16 protein-coding genes are annotated in these 16922 nt (G+C 55.7%); 12 read left to right on the top strand and 4 right to left on the bottom strand.

The features are described 5' to 3' along the window. The first annotated feature begins 86 nt into the window (after window positions 1-86). From BDK88_RS20390 to BDK88_RS20360, 6 genes are all read left to right on the top strand, one after another. Complete coding sequence (locus BDK88_RS20390; protein ID WP_130501961.1) at window positions 87-380, top strand: PadR family transcriptional regulator; 294 nt, start codon at window positions 87-89, stop codon at window positions 378-380. A 188-nt stretch (window positions 381-568) separates the two neighbouring features. Continuing rightward, window positions 569-841, top strand: a complete 273-nt coding sequence (locus BDK88_RS20385) for a PadR family transcriptional regulator (protein WP_130501960.1) — start codon at window positions 569-571, stop codon at window positions 839-841. A 1784-nt stretch (window positions 842-2625) separates the two neighbouring features. Next, the gene (locus BDK88_RS20375; RefSeq protein ID WP_130501959.1) at window positions 2626-3522 is read left to right on the top strand and encodes a DNA-binding protein; all 897 of its coding nucleotides are present in this window, start codon (window positions 2626-2628) and stop codon (window positions 3520-3522) included. A gap of 949 nt (window positions 3523-4471) precedes the next feature. Then, window positions 4472-4609, top strand: coding sequence for a DUF7563 family protein (locus BDK88_RS22575; RefSeq protein ID WP_425607638.1), 138 nt, complete (start codon window positions 4472-4474; stop codon window positions 4607-4609). Between the two features lie 82 nt (window positions 4610-4691). Then, window positions 4692-5582 carry a biosurfactant protein 1 gene (locus BDK88_RS20365; protein WP_130501957.1) on the top strand — a complete coding sequence of 297 codons (891 nt, stop codon included), beginning with the start codon at window positions 4692-4694 and terminating at the stop codon, window positions 5580-5582. 191 nt (window positions 5583-5773) lie between these two features. Next, window positions 5774-6211: a DUF5518 domain-containing protein gene (locus BDK88_RS20360; protein WP_242611752.1), complete on the top strand. Its 438-nt coding sequence runs from the start codon at window positions 5774-5776 to the stop codon at window positions 6209-6211. A gap of 372 nt (window positions 6212-6583) precedes the next feature. Here BDK88_RS20360 and BDK88_RS20350 read toward each other — a convergent pair whose 3' ends face one another. Continuing rightward, window positions 6584-7408, bottom strand: a complete 825-nt coding sequence (locus BDK88_RS20350; RefSeq protein WP_130501931.1) for an IS5 family transposase — start codon at window positions 7406-7408, stop codon at window positions 6584-6586. Between the two features lie 179 nt (window positions 7409-7587). Between BDK88_RS20350 and BDK88_RS20345 the strand changes: the two genes are divergently transcribed. From BDK88_RS20345 to BDK88_RS20330, 4 genes are all read left to right on the top strand, one after another. After that, on the top strand, window positions 7588-8010 hold the full coding sequence (locus BDK88_RS20345) for a hypothetical protein (protein ID WP_130501956.1): 423 nt from the start codon (window positions 7588-7590) through the stop codon (window positions 8008-8010). Between the two features lie 239 nt (window positions 8011-8249). Continuing rightward, window positions 8250-8750 carry a hypothetical protein gene (locus BDK88_RS20340; protein WP_130501955.1) on the top strand — a complete coding sequence of 167 codons (501 nt, stop codon included), beginning with the start codon at window positions 8250-8252 and terminating at the stop codon, window positions 8748-8750. Window positions 8751-8756: 6 nt separating this feature from the next. Continuing rightward, window positions 8757-9122, top strand: a complete 366-nt coding sequence (locus BDK88_RS20335; protein WP_130501954.1) for a DUF7568 family protein — start codon at window positions 8757-8759, stop codon at window positions 9120-9122. A gap of 118 nt (window positions 9123-9240) precedes the next feature. Next, on the top strand, window positions 9241-11112 hold the full coding sequence (locus BDK88_RS20330; protein ID WP_130501953.1) for a cation:proton antiporter domain-containing protein: 1872 nt from the start codon (window positions 9241-9243) through the stop codon (window positions 11110-11112). Between the two features lie 63 nt (window positions 11113-11175). On the opposite strand, the gene BDK88_RS20325 is transcribed toward BDK88_RS20330, so the two are convergent. Further along, window positions 11176-12714 carry a TrkH family potassium uptake protein gene (locus BDK88_RS20325; protein ID WP_130501952.1) on the bottom strand — a complete coding sequence of 513 codons (1539 nt, stop codon included), beginning with the start codon at window positions 12712-12714 and terminating at the stop codon, window positions 11176-11178. A gap of 235 nt (window positions 12715-12949) precedes the next feature. On the opposite strand from BDK88_RS20325, the gene BDK88_RS20320 reads away from it, so the two are divergent. Together BDK88_RS20320 and BDK88_RS20315 are read left to right on the top strand one after the other, a co-directional pair. After that, the gene (locus BDK88_RS20320) at window positions 12950-13195 is read left to right on the top strand and encodes a hypothetical protein (RefSeq protein WP_130501951.1); all 246 of its coding nucleotides are present in this window, start codon (window positions 12950-12952) and stop codon (window positions 13193-13195) included. A gap of 115 nt (window positions 13196-13310) precedes the next feature. After that, a complete protein-coding gene (locus BDK88_RS20315; protein ID WP_130501950.1) occupies window positions 13311-13997 on the top strand; it encodes a potassium channel family protein in 687 nt (228 codons plus the stop codon). Window positions 13998-14428: 431 nt separating this feature from the next. Here the strand turns inward: BDK88_RS20315 and BDK88_RS20305 are convergent, their stop codons facing one another. Both BDK88_RS20305 and BDK88_RS20300 read right to left on the bottom strand, forming a co-directional pair. Then, window positions 14429-15979, bottom strand: coding sequence for a TrkH family potassium uptake protein (locus BDK88_RS20305; RefSeq protein WP_130501948.1), 1551 nt, complete (start codon window positions 15977-15979; stop codon window positions 14429-14431). Window positions 15980-16106: 127 nt separating this feature from the next. Continuing rightward, window positions 16107-16793 (bottom strand): potassium channel family protein, encoded by a 687-nt coding sequence (locus BDK88_RS20300; RefSeq protein WP_130501947.1) that lies wholly within the window; start codon window positions 16791-16793, stop codon window positions 16107-16109. Window positions 16794-16922: the final 129 nt, after the last annotated feature.

The raw sequence follows: 16922 nt of genomic DNA, 5'->3' as shown, positions 1-16922 counted from the left end.
CGTTCTCACATCTTCAACATACGAGAAATTTCTGAGGTGTCACTTGTTCTCGGAACCTTCATCAGTCGATATACTCACATTCAGATATGTACGATCTCACTGCATTCCAACGTGACATCTTGTACGTGATTGCTGGCCAGACCGATCCACATGGGCTCGCGATCAAAGACGAACTTGAGGAGTACTACGAGAACGAGGTCCACCACGGACGACTGTATCCGAATCTCGATGAGGTCGTCGACAAAGGGCTTGTCGAGAAAGGCGAGGCCGACAAACGAACGAACTACTACACGATCACAGAGCGTGGTCAACGCGAACTTGAGGACCGTCGCAAGTGGGAAGACCAGTACGTCGATGAGCTACTCTCGAATTCGGAGTGAGACGATCACGACCGCTGAGCGTGCATACTGATCGGATCCCTCGAGTGTCGTTCCATTACGATCACAGTCTCAGGATGTCGTGAGCGGAAAGAGAGTTGGCTAGTAATATAAAGAATAGACTAGTTGGATTAGCTTACATCTACGTACGTGTGGAATAACAAATATCACCTCGCCTGAATTGCTGGGCCATGGACGACCTTACAGGATTCCAACGAGACCTGCTGTACGTGATCGCAGGCGCTGACCAGCCATCTGGACAGGACGTCAAAGACGAGATCGAGCAGTACTACAGTTCAGAGATCAATCATGGTCGGCTGTATCCCAATCTCGATACGGTTGTGAATAAGGACCTTGTCGAGAAAGGACAACTCGATAGGCGCACAAACTATTACTCGATTACAGACGAGGGAGAGCAAGCAATCAAGAACCGCCATGAGTGGGTATTACAGTACATCGACTAATCGAGATCCGAAGCGATCTAGATTCTTGCTTTGCTCCCCGAATCGGTAAGTACAGGTAAAGTAGATAACGGAGCGACGAGAAATCTATCAGAGATATTTCAGAAACTGCATACTGAATACAGAGAATCCATGAAAACCCCTCACCTACGCCAAATGTCTAGTCTCCGAATCTCGATTTCACATAAGTGAAAACTAGAAAGACTGTGGCGAGGATCACGCCAGGTACCCCTATAAGAAATGGAGTGAACTCAAAATTCAGTAGCATCGAGATGTACGGCCACAAGATGAGAACCAATCCCAGTGCTGTGAAACTCAGTACAGCGCGAGGATGGGACTCACTTCGAGTGTATGTCATCCACAGGAGAAGGAGGCTATAAATGGTAAAGACAAGTAGCGTCAGGGCGGCTCCAAAAGCTAGTCCCATTGCACTACTATAGAATTTCGTCTGCTGTGCAGTGTAATACTCTCCGTTATATTCTAAGGTACTGACCCGAACGGTTTCGTGTGAAATATGCTCTGGTGACCCAGGGAATTCTGGTGCCTCTGCATACGTATCGCAAACTAACATGTAATCCGCACAGACTTGGATAGTCTGTGTCTGCCAGCCACTCGGTCTCCGTTCAGATGCCCCTCGTGGTTGCTTGAGTAAGTCATGAAACATTTGTTGTGCTTCAGGAGATAACTCATCTACAGAAGTAGCGGTATCGGGGTTAGTTGACATTCCCTCATATGCGTCTGGTGTCGTCCCGTATGCGTCTGTAGATTCGTGTGCGATTCTATACTCCCTCTCTTGGGGCTCGTAAGGTTGATGCGTTGCGCTAGAGCCTAATAGACTTACAGGCAGAAGGAATGCGACAAGAACACCGACAATTACGAGAGTCCGGTACTTCACTACAGTAGAATGATACGTGTTTTATAAGTGCTTTCTGGTATTTTAATTTCCTGCATTCGACACCGCTCTGCTAATATCACCGATAGCTGATGGAGCACCAGCGTTAGATTCGCAGCTGTAGTGTGCGGATGGGTCACTGAAACAACTGTGATGAAGTACCTTTCAGAGAGTAGCTTTCTATCACCACTTTCGATAATAGGGTGAAAGCCCCTGGCACGCTCGAGTCCCGCGCCTGGCGAGACGCACGCGTCTCGCCGCCCTTCGCTCGTTTCACTCGCGAAGACCTCGCTGCGCTCCTTGCAAGCTTGCGGTGCTTGCGTCGGCGGGGTTCCTCGAGCACGCCAGCCCCTTTCAGCCCCACCCACGTGGACTGATCGGGATGCTGTTGCGTTGGTTGCCCGCTCTTGGTATTCGGCCCGCCCCGCTCGTCGCGTGCCGCCCTCCGCGTCGCTCGCGACCGACCATTCCGGGCTGCGGTTCGCTCCTGGCGTCGCTCACCGTTCCGGGCTAAAGTGAATCTGGTCTCGACGCCAGCATTAAGCGCGTTTTCGGTTGCGCCCCTCGCGGGCTTTCGCGTTCCAGCGCTTGGTGCCGCCTGCGCTGTCGCGCGCCACATCGCGGCGCGCGTTCTCGACGACAGTCGCGCTGGACACAGACCCGCAGTCCGGGCCGGACACGAGAAACGGCTTAAAGCTGGCCGCTCGCTTCGGGCGGATCGCCGCGCGGTGCTGGTTGGGACACCGCATTCAGGCGCGCTCTCGCTCGCGCCCAGATGGCGCTCGCGAAGGCGCGAGCGCGAGCGCGCAGATGGTTCTGTCGGTCGGTATCGTCGGAAAACCGCGATGTAGGGATCGCGGTGGCAGGCGCGTGAACGCCTTCAGAGTATACTGCAATGTCTAGTAACAACTCGAGTAGCAAGGTCGTTACGGTCGATGAACAGGCACTCAAACAGGCGGACGAGCAGGCGGTCGATGAAGACGGCTTCCCGGTCGTCGACGAGACGCCGGAATTCGAGGCAACGGTCGAGCAAGAGGTCCAAGCAAAGGTGGATGCGAACCACCCAGACGGGATCGTCGATACGAGCGATGACCGGATTCACGGCGCGACCCTCGAGCAGGAAGAGCGGATTCGAGCACGAGAGGACGAACTCGAGCGAATCAGTGTCCAGGCCGAGATAGGAACACAAGAAGGTCGTGCAAAGCGGACGCGAGTGATCACTGCGAATCGGAACAAAGCGCGGCGTCTCGAGTTCCAGAAACGGGCGGCGAGCGTGGACCCAATAGCAGACCCGGAGCGAGCGGATCCTCGTACAGACCTCTCTCGAGAGCAGTTGGCGGCCGTGAACAAGCAGTCGATGCGACTCGCGAAGCAGTTAGATGGGTGGTCTCGAGCGGCGATCAGCCGGCGGTTGAGTGAGGCCGTCGTCGGTGGCCAAGACCTGACGAGTGCGGTCGTCACCGTGTTCGAGGAGCTGCAGACGGCACCCGGACACGTCATCCCCATTGGAAAACTCGAGGAGGTTGCTCGAAAAGAGGTGAGCATCGAAGGGCGTGTCGAAACCCTGTGGGATCCCTCGCATCCGAGCATCGCACAGGTCGGGCTCATCGCAGACGACAGTGGACAGACACGCGTGACGATCTGGAAGTCCTCAGACGCGCCGTGGATCGAGGAAGGCGAGCAGGTGCGCATTCACAAGGCTGCCCGGAACTGGCACGAAGGCCGTGTTTCACTGGCCGTGACCGGATGGACGACCATTCACTTCCCCGAGCGCGGCCGCTGGTGGGAATAGCCGGGGAGAAGCCCCTTTTTTGCTGGTGTGAACGCAGTCACCGCCACCTCCCACCACCTCCACGGTCCGGGCTGCTTACGGCCGATGGCCGTTGCGCTGCCGGGCTTTCGCCACAGCGTGAATTAGTTCCACGACTTCTTCATTCACAAATATGCTAGAAACTGAGTAGAGCAATTTAGGAACTACATCTGCGGATTGATTGTTTGCTGTTCCACGAATTTTCCTAAAATCATCAGACATTCATATGTGTGTATAAATTAAACGCGTGAATAATGCCCGCGATATCCCTGTTAGGTATTGTATTGTTTGTCCTCCAAGCTGGTGTTGGATACCATCTCTATCGGTCACTTGCTAGTAGTGGAAACGGCTCTGGGATGCTGATTGGGGCTATGGTCACAGGTGTGGGGATCGCATCCCTGTTTATATTTGGTATGATTCCGACTCTTGCGCTTGATTTCGTGCTTTTATTGATATCTGCGTTAGTATCCCGTCAATCAAATAACGTTACGTCCTGAATTGATCCTTGTCTCATGACCTCCGCGATACATGAGGCCTCTGTACTGACCGCGATTTTCACAAAGAACTCTGAATAAAGAAACTCTGCTACTGCCTCCTGATAGAGCGGTTTCTCTGCCCCACGAGTGAGGTGAGGGGCAGTCAGAATTGCTCATTGCCCTTCGTGAACACCATGACTTTTAGAGAGATTTACGAGACAACATTCGACGAAGACGTTCAGCCCAACTCGAGCACCAGTCCGTGTCCCAACTGCAACGGACGGATGACCACCAACGCAGTCGAAACTCGTTGTGAAGACTGTGGACTCCTTCTCGAACCGCAACACTACCAGACCCAGAAAAGAGTCAATCCCACTTAGATAGAATGCCATTGAGAAAAACTACACAAGTATTGGAACAAGATATTTACTGGAGTAACAACATAGATTTGGATAATGCCAGAATGTGATGGCTGTGGCTCTCATGTCACGGAGAACTACTACCGGGTTTTCGCTGTTGATGGTGATCTGCCAGCGTGTATTCATTGTGCCAGCAACCGTGAAGCTCGAGAAGCAGGACTCCGCCAGCAATAGTGTCTCAGTGGTATCATTTCTAGATCTTCTCTCCCGAACTGGGACCTGATCAAGACGCGAGACAACACGATCCACTAAGCCAATGACTGACCGAGATTCTGACTTTGAAGAGCTTCGTCCGACCGGCGAAGCGTCGCATATCCCAGACGAGACACTCAGTGAGGATGATGACGGCGAACCTGATCGACAGCGGATCGCGACGGCGACAGCTGGATATCCGGACACTCCAACGGAAGCGGATACCGAGTGTCGCTCCTGTGGCGCACCGATTCCAGCCGACCGAACCAAATGCCTGTTCTGTCTCACCAACCATCTCGAGAACTCCTCTTCTGGGACAGACGCACCAGCGACAGAGTGGACACTGCTTGGCGTTGTCCACATGCTTGTCGAGTCGTCGACGTTCTACGGCGCTGTCGCGAAAGGCGGGGCCGCTGCGACGCTCCTTGCCTCGAGTGCAACGGAAACAACCGTCGACGACTGCACGTCCATCTATGATCTCGAGGACGAGCCTGCAGCCCAATTGACCGATCGGTGGCCTGTACTACCCGCTGCAGTACGGATCTCATCCACTGACGGTGAGCAGCTTTTCGCAGCGGCCCGCGATCGAACCGCGTGGACTGACCAACCCCACCCGGTCGCAGATAGTGACCACGAACCCACAACGTATCTCTACGACGAAGGTGGAACTGGCATTCGCGACGAGCAGCGGCTTGCGACGTTGCTCGACAACGCCGGCGATGATGCGTGGTTAGTCCCCGCAATTGCTCTCCAGCAGACAGCTGGCGAGCGTGAACCTGAGCGTCAGGACAGTCTGATTCCGACCAAAGAACGCCTCGAGTGTCACCAGTGCGGACGCACAACCGAGCATCGATTCAGCGAGCATGAATCAGTTCCCGACGAAACCTGGACCGGCCACGCAATCTGGGAGTGCCAGGTCTGCGGGACGCCGTGCTATGGGCCGAGTCCAGAGTGAATGAGATGTGGAACATGATCGCTTAGCAGTAGATAGTAGCACTGTTTCTTTATTCAGAGTGAGGCGTAAAAATCGCGGTAAGTACAGGGTGTGTCTTGTTTGCAGAGAGACGCGACAAAGGGTGGCACAATAGCATATTCTGTAAGGAAAATTATTATAATATTGCAACACCAATCATTGATTGAAATACTATGCCTGAAGCTGGTTCTCCTCTACAGCCCGGAATGACCCAATGGAAGTACGCTCTCATCGGTGGGTTGTGCTCTCTTCCATTCACCACCTTCAGTTACTGGCAAACAGGATCCGAACTCTCGCTTGGAGCGGTGTTTTTCGGTGGTATTCTTGCCGGCTATCTGATCGGGCGTGTGAACGGTGAAATTAGTGGAGTCGGGGTTCGGGTCGGGATTATTGGCGGACTTCCAGTATTCTGGGTTGTTTTCGATCTTCTTACAACCACATTCCGCTTGGCCGGCCCAGTATGGTTTGTGGCGAGCGCGATCGGTGCCACGATTGTGTTTGCAGTCCTGGGATTCGGAATTTCAGCGCTCATCGGTGAAGTGGGAGTACGGGTTGGGCGTTGGCTGGCCGGTAACCAACATGACCAATCGACTACTGTGGGAAATAGTTGAGACGGCGGAGTTCAAAGAACACTGTCAGTTGACATCAGTCAAGAGATGTTGGGGTAAAGGAAAATCAACTATACCTTCATATCATGTTTATCTGCGCCGCGATCGGCTGAGGCGCATTCAATGGACCTACGCAACACACCAGGATACAGACTGCATCGTGCACTCAGTCAACTCAATGATCTCGAGGGCGATCAGTTGACTGACGCCGACAGAGAACGAATCGAAACAGCAACGGCGCTCTTGGAGGAAGTGAGTCTTCTCACTCGACCAGAGCGTAGTGAACCTACTGATACCCACATTGATTCCTAACCGAGCGGGTTATAGAATCGGTCACAGCTTATTGTGCTCTGTTGAATAGATGCTGGATCACGGTTACAGCGGCTCACACAGCGATTCTATATTGATGAGGGCGAACATCAAGACAATTTCACGGAACTGGCGATACCAGCCCAGCGCTCGCACGGCGTCGCCGAGCGAGCGCTTCGTTGTTGAGTACGAGGTTTCGGCCATCCAGCGCTGAGAGTATCCTTTTGCCCGGATGAGCGCGTTGTTCATGACTGCATTCGGTGATGAGCCGCGGTAGTGAACAAGGTACTCAACGTCAAGTGCGGAGATTTCGTACTCAGTGTGCCAGTCTTGGAACGCGTTGTCGGCAACCACGGACTGCAGGTCGTCCGCGTTTCGGCGGACGACCTGCGGTCCGGTCTTCGTATCGTGCTTCCACCGTGCTGTGATATGGACATCGAGAACAGCGAGCGACTCTATATCAGTTAATGTCGTCACTTTCAGCGTCTGCACGGTATTTCCTGACCGCTGGCGGAAGTACGACGAAGAACGGCGGCGGTCAAAGAACGTGCTGTCGAGAGCAGCGTGGCCAGACTGCGGGTGTTGCTGCGCTGAAACGCGCAGCAACGCCCGCCACACCCACATTTTCAGCCGATCGAACGACTTGTAGATCGTGCTGTAGTCGGGGAGGTTCTCTCGATCGAGACCGAGTACGTCACAAATCTCAGTCATGTACTTCAACCGATTCGGCGTTTCACGGTAGCTGTGACCTTCTTCGAGCCGAAAACAGTGTAGGACGACATGGACCCAGCGGGCGAACCCGCCGCTGGCGGGCTCGCCCGCGTGCTTCCCCAACGCTTGTTTGGCTAGGTCACGACACTGCTCAATGAAGTCGAGGAGATCGATTTCCATAGGACAGAATCGAATTCCTCGGCTTCATCCTTCTAAGCCAGTGATATCGGCTGATTAGATCGCTGTTCAACAGAGCAGCTTATTGGACTCCGTACCGGACGGTCAGTACAGGCTATGTACTTTCCGTAGAGTGTCAACCCACCATAATTTCTAAGTGAGTGTAATTCTTGCTGCGGAATATGGCTGAAAACTCAGAGACCCCATCCATATCGATGGTTCCGGCTATTTACCGTCTGGTTGCCGGTTTTCTCCATGCAGGTGTCGCTATCTTTCTCTGGAACTTCTTCTCATATGACAATCTATGGGAACTCCTCTTGGTTAAGCCACCCTCAGGAGCGTATATTCTCATCGGAATGTTTGCCCTCGGATTCGTTCCAGTCCTGTATTCCATAACGCAGAAGTCCATTTCGCCCGTTCTACTGGTCAGTGTATTACTAACCGTATCAGCCTATAGTGAGTGGCAGGGTTACTTTACTAGCCCGTTTGGTGGTCCGGGACCATTCGGTGTGTATATCCTTTCTTGGGTCGGCGTAGTCCTCCTTGCGGGTCTGGCAGGCAACGTTGAGCTCAAACTCAAACAAAGAGAGACAGCGGCTCCCTAACCAGCAACCCCACTCGAGGCAGAGGTACAAGTTTCCAAAGGCACCCGTGGTCTTTTCGAAGCTATCGACGAGTCAAGCGACCTGACGACCACTGACGATGCTACTATCGATCCGGATCGCTCTACTCCGTGAGACAGGTACGTTCCAGCAGTGATTTTGTGCGCCGGTGATGGGTGCCGGCGCACTGGGTAAGACCAAGCGAACACTGATCAGAGCGTCGGCGCAGTGAGGTATCCGAGATGCATATGTTAATTTACGCACTGGTAGAGGCATCGACAGCAGAAGAGGCACTGTCAACCGGAAAGACCGTGTTCGATCGACTGGTTGGCGCGGAGCCGCATTCCTGTGCGGTGTTCGACTACTACGTCACTTTCGACCAAGAGGAGACGACAGTGGCTGGAAAAGCACGGTGGGGCGACCTGCCGACGGCTGCGCCCGTTACGTCCGACGAAGGTGAAGAACTCCTCGAGCGGGCCTGGGAGACTACGACGGAAACGTTCCAACGAAATCTGAATCGGGTGAAGCAAGCACTCGAGGAACACAGCGACGACGAGATCATGCGCGACGAAGGCCTCGCTCGGCACGCCTTCCAGCAGGTCGGTGCCTCCCGTGGCCCGTCGATCTGCCTGTATGATCAGTACGCGACTGGGATCCGCCATCGTGGACACCTCGATCGCCTCCTCGAGGACACTGACGAGCGCGAGACGTGCTGGATCGTGCCGGCAGACGTCCATTTCTGAGTACTCATGCCCCGAATCACCAACTGGACACGAGAGAGTCGAACACCCACGCTGGCATATCGAAACACGGAGACTGGAGCGCGAGCAGTCCTGCATCGTGCCCCGGACTCCTACGCGTACAAGTGGCGGGCAGCGATCCTCGTCGACGGCTATCCAGTGTGGTCGCACGGCTTCGAGACAAAAGAAGCGACCAGCGTTCGGGATGAACTTCGGAACCGCCCAGCCCCTGAACTCGCTTGTCCTGAGTGTCCAAACAACGACGTCATCGTCGGCCAGAAATCTGCCACTGGTGCGAAGGTCAAACGATGGTTCGACTGTCCAGACTGTGGCTACGAAGCCCCCTCGAAAATCGTCTACGGTGCAGAACGCTAACAGCAGGTGGGAGCGAGAGCGCAAGCTAATCGCTCAGAATCGAGTTCGTCACTGACTGCAGCGGATTTCACGATTGCTTTATAGTAGGAGTCGAGTCGATCAACTAGGTGCATTCCCTGTGAGTGCCGGTTCTGCATTAATTTCCCTCGTCGTGATCATCTTAGGGCTGGGCGTCGCTTCCCAAGTGTTAGCCGATCGCTTGGAGATTCCCAGTGTCCTCTTTCTGATTCTCGCAGGGGTCGCTGTTGGGCCTGAAGGACTCGACATTATCGGATTAGAATCACTCGGCGGACCTGGACCCCTCTCAGCGATCGTTGGACTGTCAGTCGCGATTATCGTCTTTGAGGGTGCCTTCCATCTGAAACTCACGAAGCTCCGACAGACACCGCGTGAAGCGATTCGGTTGATCACGGTAGGCGCACTTATCGCTCTCGTCGGGACAGCTGTTGTTGTCCGATTCGCACTCAATGTCTCATGGGAGCTGTCGTTTCTCGTCGGTTCACTCCTCATCGCGACCGGGCCGACGGTGATTACACCGATTTTAGATGTGGTGCCGGTTCGAGACCGCGTGGCGGCAGCGCTCGAGACGGAAGGGATCGTCAACGACGTCACGGCTGCGATCTTAGCAGTCGCCGTCTTCGAGATGGTCGTCTCCGAGGAGAGCGAACTGCAGGTTCTGGTCGAAGAGTTCGTGTCTCGGCTCGGGATCGGTCTCCTCATCGGTGTCCTGACAGCAGGCGTTCTTTGGTATCTGCTCACCCACGTCGATCTCTCGCCGTCGAACGCCGTCCGAAACTCGCGCCTCATCGTTCTTGTCGGAGCACTTGCCACCTACGGAATCGCAAACGCGATTATCACGGAGGCAGGCATCGCGGCAGTTGCGACAGCCGGGCTGCTCCTCGGGAACGCTGGCGTCCCGTATGAGGAGGAAATTGCGGCGTTCAAGGGCGATATCACGCTGATCGTCCTCTCATTTGTGTTCATATCTCTCACGACACTTCTCTCGTTTGAGGACCTTCTCTCACTCGGGGTCGGTGGTATCGTGGTTGTCTTCGTTGTGGTAGCGGTCATCCGACCTGTCGCAGTCCTCCTCTGTACGTACGGCGAGCACTTTTCGTTCCGCGAGCAACTATTTATGAGTGGAGTTGGTCCTCGCGGTATTATCCCAGCAAGCGTGGCAACACTCTTCGCACTCGAGCTCCGGTCGTCGAACCCCGAAGCAGCGACCGTTCTCGTCGGGACCGTGTTTCTGGTGATTCTGACAACGGTCGTTTTCGAAGGAGGGTTTGCCAGGCACATCGCACAAGCACTCAAGGTACTACCAATGCGCGTAATCGTTGTCGGCGGCGGTCGTGTCGGTCGCGGCCTCGCCGAACGGCTGGAGGATCGTGGTGAAAACGTGATCATTATCGACAATGACCAAGAAAAAGTCGAGGCAGCACGGAACGCTGGATTCACCGTCCACCATGGCGATGGAACGGACACGTCCGTCCTGCAATCTGCGGGCGCGGCGAACGCGAAGATCGTCGCCGCAGCGACGGGTGACGACGATGCAAATCTCCTCATCGCCCAGCTCGCAAACTCGAAGTTCGACAATGAGACGGTCATCGCTCGAGTGAACACACCAGGGAATGCCGACGCGTTCGAAGACCTGGGTGTTCGAGCGATTGCAGCTGATGAATCGATCGCTCAGTCGATGGATAATGCGATCGAACGACCAGCCCTCTCGGAGTGGATGACTGAACTCGGACGAACCGGTGACGTTCAAGAAATCGAGGTGACGGCCGAAAAACTGGTCGGAAAATCGATCCGCGAACTCGACCAAGAGCTCCCAGATGGCGTCTTAGTCGCACTCGTTAGTCGCAATGGTGAGTCGGAGGTCCCTGATGCAGACTTGACGCTTCAACACGGAGACCACCTCACGTTCGTTGGCCGCCGAAACGCGGTTCACGAGGCACTCGAGCAGTGCCACCCGCATCTCCGTACCTAACCGTGGACTCAACACCCAGTGAGAGAACAGGACTTTAGCCAGGTATGACAATTTGAATGATATTCAGCGTGTCCAGAAGCCACCAGTGAACAGCACAAGCACAGGAATGATCTCGAGGCGGCCAATCCACATGAGAAAGACCATCACGAGCTTCGAGCTATCCGGAAACTCGAGGTAGCTCCCAAACGGGCCGAGCGAGCCGAACCCAGGACCAATATTGCCAATCGTCGCGAGACTGGCGCTGAATGCTTCGAGCGGCGTCAACGTGTAGCCGATACGGCTGGCATCGAGCGCGATGAACAGCGTTGCGATGGCGAAGATGAGGAGATACATGAACGTGAAGCCGAGGACGCCGCGGATCGCGTCCTCGTCGACGACGTTACCGCCGAGACGGACTGGTCGAACGACTTCGGGGTGAGAGGCTGTCAACAGTTCCCGTCGGAGGACCTTGAAAATGATCACCCATCGAACCACTTTGACGCCACCGCCGGTCGACCCGGCGCAGCCGCCGACTAACATGGCAAACAGGAGGACGATCTTCCCCGTCGAGGTCCACTCGACGAAGTCGCTGGTCGCGTAACCGGTTGAGGTCAGCAGCGATCCGATCTGGAAGGCGCTCTGGCGTAGCGAGTTCCCGAGGACGCCCTCGGTCACGCCGCCGAGGCCCGATAGCGCTGGCGCGGCACCGGAATAGAGCATTCCAGCGAGGAGGACGGTCAGCCCGGCGATTGCGGCGATGTAGGCGCGAAACTCGGTGTTTCGAACGAAGCGATGACCGTCACCGCTGAAGACGTGCCAGAACAGGGCGAAGTTCGTCCCGGCGATGATCATGAAGGGGATTGCCGTCCACTGGACGATCGCAGAAAAGGCCGCGACGCTGTCGGCCTCTGGGGAGAACCCGCCCGTCGGGAGCGTTGTGAACCCGTGGGCGATGGCGTTGTACAGCCCCATGTTCGGTGCCATCCCTGCAAGATGAAAGCCATAGAGCAGCGCGATATAGATAGCAGTAAAAGCGAAGTAGACGAGCCAGAGGATCCGTGCCGTCTCGGCGATCCGCGGGGTCAGTTTCTGTAGCTCCGGACCCGGCGCCTCCGACTCGATGAGTTGGGCACCGCTGACGGCGATCTCTGGCAGGATCGCGACCATCAAGACGATGATCCCCATCCCGCCGAGCCACTGCGTGAGCTGTCGCCACATCATCACGGCGTGAGAGTGGCGCTCAAGAGAGATCTCCCCGAGGACGGTGGCCCCAGTGGTCGTAAAGCCAGACATCGACTCAAACAGCGCGTTGACTGGGTCGGCAAGCGTCGATTCGGTTCCCCAGCCAGCGAGCACATACGGGACCGCGCCGACGGCGGCGACGGCGAGCCACGAGATCGCGACGAACAGCATCGCCTCCCGGATCTGCAGGTCCGGATCGAGGTCGAGTTGCTCGAGGCCGTGGCCAACGGCGATCGTCAGTGCGATCGTCGCGACGAACGGGAACACCGGGTCGCCGTAAATGAGCGCCACGACGATTGGGATCACTAACGGAACGGAGAGATACTTGAGGACGGTCCCGACGAGCGCGAAGCTGGCGCGCCACTCAGTTCGGAGCCGCATAGAACCCCCCACTCACGGAGTCACGTCTGGACACGGTTGTAACGGCATTTCGCTAAGGCCGTAATGAATCCATCGTGACCGACGCGCTGCCCGGCGTCCTCAATCCGGCCGCCGCTCGCTCCGTGCGGCGGGATGGTATCCGACAGTATCACCACCGCGAGCGCCGATTCTGAGCTCGTGGCACCGACGCGAGACGGGTACAGGTACTTTATACGAACCGTGCGTAGTGTGACCTATGAACGTACAATTGCCAAGTGTTCGCCACCCACACTCGTTTTACGACGTGTTCGGTGTCGTCGCTACAGCGGTGGCAATCATGGCACTTGTCCTCACGGTTCGACATGGATCGGTCGTCCGGATCGAGATGGTCGCATTCATGGCGATCGTCTTTCTGTGGGCTGGGTGGGCGATCGAGCGAATCCTGGCTGAATCGGAGGAACAGTCGAAGCGACGACGACAGCGACCTCCCTGGGATCAGTAAGTGGTGACGGCCGTCCGCCGAACGAATTCAGCTGACTGTCGCTCGAGGCCGGGAGATGGGGGCGAGCAGTGCCGAAGCGGTATGTTTTCATCCGAGACGCGACAAGCTTAGCACCATGTATATCATCGTCGTCGGTGCGGGCGATATCGGGATTCCGCTGATCGATATCGCGACTCGATCGGGAAACGAGGTCGTCGTCATCGAGAAAGATCCCGAACGCGCGGATCGGGCCGCCGGTGAGTACGACTGCCTGATCTTAAACGACGACGCCACGGCCCATGAAGCGCTCATCGACGCTGGAATCGGGAAGGCTGACGCCCTGATAAGCACGACCGACCGGGACGCGACCAATATCATGGTCTGTCTGCTCGCGCAGGAACACGAGGTACCGTCGATCGTCTCAGTCGTGCACGACCCCGAGCACATGAACGTGTTTCGCCAGATCGGCGTCAACACCATGGAGAACCCCCAGGAACTCATCGCGGAGTACCTGTATCGGTCGGTTGCTCGCCCCGCTATCGTCGACTACATGCGAATCGGCGAGGAGGCGGAGGTCTTCGAGATCCGAGTCACTGAAAACGCGCCGATTATCGGAAAAACGATCCTCGAGGCCGCGAATGAAGAAATCATTCCCGACGATGTGCTGATCGTTGCCATCGAACGTGAAGGACAGGAGCCGCCAATTACTCCAAAGGGAAGCACGACCATCCAGACCGGCGATCTGTTAACCGTCTACTCTGGATTTGGTGCCGAACCCGAACTGACAAACGTGTTCGGCCATTACGAGGACCGGGTGAAATGACGCCTGAACCGAACGACGATGGACTCGTGACTTTCGACAACTCCCCTCATTGAGGACATAAATTCAAACGAATTACTATTTCGACGTGTATATCAACCGAAACCGGGGGAAAATAGACAAGGCGACGGAAACAGTCGGCTGAGACTTGCGGCTGATGTTTCGGCGCTAACTGAACTCTTGTACGTCTCGCTGCTCAAACCCCTTGATCTGGAGCGCGTACTACGCGATTCCAGAAGTGCTTATACTACGGTAAATTATGTATGAGATGAAAGATAATATATAGATGATTGCACCAGCAGATGTGAGAATCGACCGTCCCACGACAGCGATGAAAAGAATCATCAGTGGACCAATAAGCAGCAGTACATCGAAGACCCGATCCTCAGCACCTGCCCCAAGGAGTTCTCCAACGAACGGGAGGTCGCGAAGATTCATTGGTATATTCCACCCCGGCGGAAGATTGCCCGAAGCGTCACTAGCACGGGGATGATCTCGAGGCGACCGATCCACATATTGAACAAGAACATGAGTTTCCCAAGCGTCGGAAGCGACTCCGGCCCGGTGATGCCCGCGGAGAGGCCGACGTTGCCCTGAGCGCTCGCAACCTCGAAGATGACGTTCTCGAGGGTGTACTCCCCCTGTGGAAGTATTAGGAGAAGCACAAACATCCCAATGCCAAGGAAGACAAACCAGAGAAAGCCGATAATGGCCGCTTCCTCGAACTCCTGGCGGACTTCCTGTTCGTTAAGTCGGCGACCGTTGATTTTCAGCCGGCGAACTGCTGTCTTGGGATAAAAGACATCTGCGATACGGAATCGGATTCCTTTTAATAGCGTGAGCGCCCGGATGAGCTTAATTCCGCCGACTGTCGACCCAGCCGCACCGCCGACGATCATCCCGAAGACCACCGTAAGCTGGGCCTGTGCTGGCCACCGGCCAAGCGCGACATTCGTCGAGTCGACTGCAGTCTGGAAGCCAGCGCAGGTCGCCGCCGAGACGAACTGGAAAGAGCTGTAGCGAAACGCGGTAAACAGGGTGTCATACGTTTCGGTGACGTAGACGAGCGCGGTAAGAGCGAGCGTGCCAGCGCTCATGTAGATGAATACCCATCGGGTCTGGAGATCCGTATAGAGATTTCGGAGGTCGCCTTGCAGGATGAGATAGTGCACCGGAAACGCGATACTGCCGAGTAGCATGATCGGCAGGAGCGCGAAGTCGATAGCGGCGCTGTCGTAGGTAGCGATCGAGTTGTCCGTGATCGAGAATCCACCAGTTGATAAGCCTGTCATCGCGTGGTTGATTGCGCCCCAGAGCGGCATCCCGACAACCCAGAGTAACAGGATCGAGACGAACGTAAAGAGGAGGAAGATCCACCAGATCGTCTGCACCGTCGAGACGATACTCGGATGAATCCGTTCGGATCGCGCTTCGCTCTCATAGAGCGTCAGTGACCCACTGCCAGGGCGGGCGAGGATCGCCGTCGTCAGGACGATCACGCCGACGCCACCGACCCACTCGATGAACGACCGCCACCACTGCAGCGTCCGTGGTAAGACCTCCTCGTTGTCGGTCATCGTCAGGCCAGTCCCGGTAAAGCCGCTCATACTCTCGAAGACGGCGTTGAGTGGATTGGTAAACGCCGCGAGTGTCTCCGTCTGTGCCGGCGTCTCGAGGACTGGTAGCCCAAGCTCAACGGTCCACGCAATGAGGAGGAACGGGACCGATCCGAAGAGCGCGACGCAGAACCAGCCCGTCGCGGCGATGATCATCCCGTGTAATTTCCCAGGCTGGGTCGCCTCCCGAAACGTCGATGTCAAGAGGTAGCCGATCCCAAGCGGGAGTAACCCGGAGACGATGAGGGCCGGCATCGCCCAGTACTCTCCCCAGACAAGCGGGATGAGCAGCGAGACGAACAGTAACCCGGCCAGCGCTTGAAACATGCGCCCTAAATCTCGGCTGATTGTTTCCATCGCATCGTTCATACACATCTCACCTTCATCGTCGAATTTTTATTTGTATTGATGTACTGAATATCCATTTGAAGTAACACTTTCTGATATAATTGGTTTAGAAAGTACATATTACCGCTTCAACTCCTCATTTCGATCGTCATTTAACTTGGTCTTCAGGATGACCGAACACGTCAGTCAGTTCTGGGTCAGCGCCGAACGCCGAATAGACGGTCAGCAGATCGCCGGTTTCGATCTCCATCCCACCTTGCGGGGTAAGTGGTGGGTCCTGTCCTTCCCGTTCGATCGCGACGATCAGGACGTCGTCAGGGAGGATCTCCTCTTCTGCTGCCTCAACGATCGTTTTGCCGGCGATCGGGGCGTTCTCGGTGACAGTGATCTCGAAGACCTCCGCCTCCTCGCCGATTCGCATGTAGTCGACGATCGCGGGACGAGCGATCGCCCGGTAGAGATATTCGGCGATGAGTTCCTGCGGGTTCTCCATCGTGTTGACGCCGATCTGGCGAAACACGTTCATGTGTTCGGGATCGTGCACGACTGAGACGACTGCTGGCACCTCGTGTTCTTGGGCGAGCAGACAGACCATGATGTTGGTCGCGTCTCGGTCGGTCGTGCTGATTAGGGCGTCTGCCTCTTCGATCCCGGCATCCATGAGTGTCCCATGGGCCGTCGCATCGGCATTGAGAACCAGACAATCGTACTCACCGGCAACTCGATCAGCCCGTTCTTCGTCGTTCTCGATGACGACGACTTCGTTGCCTGACCGAGTCGCGATGTTGATCAATGGCGTTCCGATATCGCCTGCTCCAACGATGATAATATACATGTATACTTACACCTCGAGTCGCCGCATGGTTACTTTTTGAATCGATAGAAGAGAACCTGCTGGCCCACATTTCGTCACAACTGTTCCATCCGTTTGTTCACCGACGTTTTCCAGAAGGGAGACATCGTC

The organism is Natrinema hispanicum (assembly GCF_004217335.1).
In the GTDB taxonomy this organism is placed as follows: Archaea; Halobacteriota; Halobacteria; order Halobacteriales; family Natrialbaceae; genus Natrinema; species Natrinema hispanicum.
The sequence above is the reverse complement of the archived record's forward strand: the minus strand, read 5'-3'. Positions and strand labels throughout refer to the sequence as shown.

Coding starts and splice junctions, on each gene's coding strand:
- BDK88_RS20375 (WP_130501959.1), top strand. CDS start 2,626: ATGTCTAGTAACAACTCGAGTAGCAAGGTCGTTACGGTCGATGAACAG.
- BDK88_RS20345 (WP_130501956.1), top strand. CDS start 7,588: ATGGCTGAAAACTCAGAGACCCCATCCATATCGATGGTTCCGGCTATT.
- BDK88_RS20300 (WP_130501947.1), bottom strand. CDS start 16,793: ATGTATATTATCATCGTTGGAGCAGGCGATATCGGAACGCCATTGATC.
- BDK88_RS20365 (WP_130501957.1), top strand. CDS start 4,692: ATGACTGACCGAGATTCTGACTTTGAAGAGCTTCGTCCGACCGGCGAA.
- BDK88_RS20315 (WP_130501950.1), top strand. CDS start 13,311: ATGTATATCATCGTCGTCGGTGCGGGCGATATCGGGATTCCGCTGATC.
- BDK88_RS20305 (WP_130501948.1), bottom strand. CDS start 15,979: ATGAACGATGCGATGGAAACAATCAGCCGAGATTTAGGGCGCATGTTT.
- BDK88_RS20340 (WP_130501955.1), top strand. CDS start 8,250: ATGCATATGTTAATTTACGCACTGGTAGAGGCATCGACAGCAGAAGAG.
- BDK88_RS22575 (WP_425607638.1), top strand. CDS start 4,472: ATGCCAGAATGTGATGGCTGTGGCTCTCATGTCACGGAGAACTACTAC.
- BDK88_RS20320 (WP_130501951.1), top strand. CDS start 12,950: ATGAACGTACAATTGCCAAGTGTTCGCCACCCACACTCGTTTTACGAC.
- BDK88_RS20350 (WP_130501931.1), bottom strand. CDS start 7,408: ATGGAAATCGATCTCCTCGACTTCATTGAGCAGTGTCGTGACCTAGCC.
- BDK88_RS20390 (WP_130501961.1), top strand. CDS start 87: ATGTACGATCTCACTGCATTCCAACGTGACATCTTGTACGTGATTGCT.
- BDK88_RS20360 (WP_242611752.1), top strand. CDS start 5,774: ATGCCTGAAGCTGGTTCTCCTCTACAGCCCGGAATGACCCAATGGAAG.
- BDK88_RS20325 (WP_130501952.1), bottom strand. CDS start 12,714: ATGCGGCTCCGAACTGAGTGGCGCGCCAGCTTCGCGCTCGTCGGGACC.
- BDK88_RS20385 (WP_130501960.1), top strand. CDS start 569: ATGGACGACCTTACAGGATTCCAACGAGACCTGCTGTACGTGATCGCA.
- BDK88_RS20335 (WP_130501954.1), top strand. CDS start 8,757: ATGCCCCGAATCACCAACTGGACACGAGAGAGTCGAACACCCACGCTG.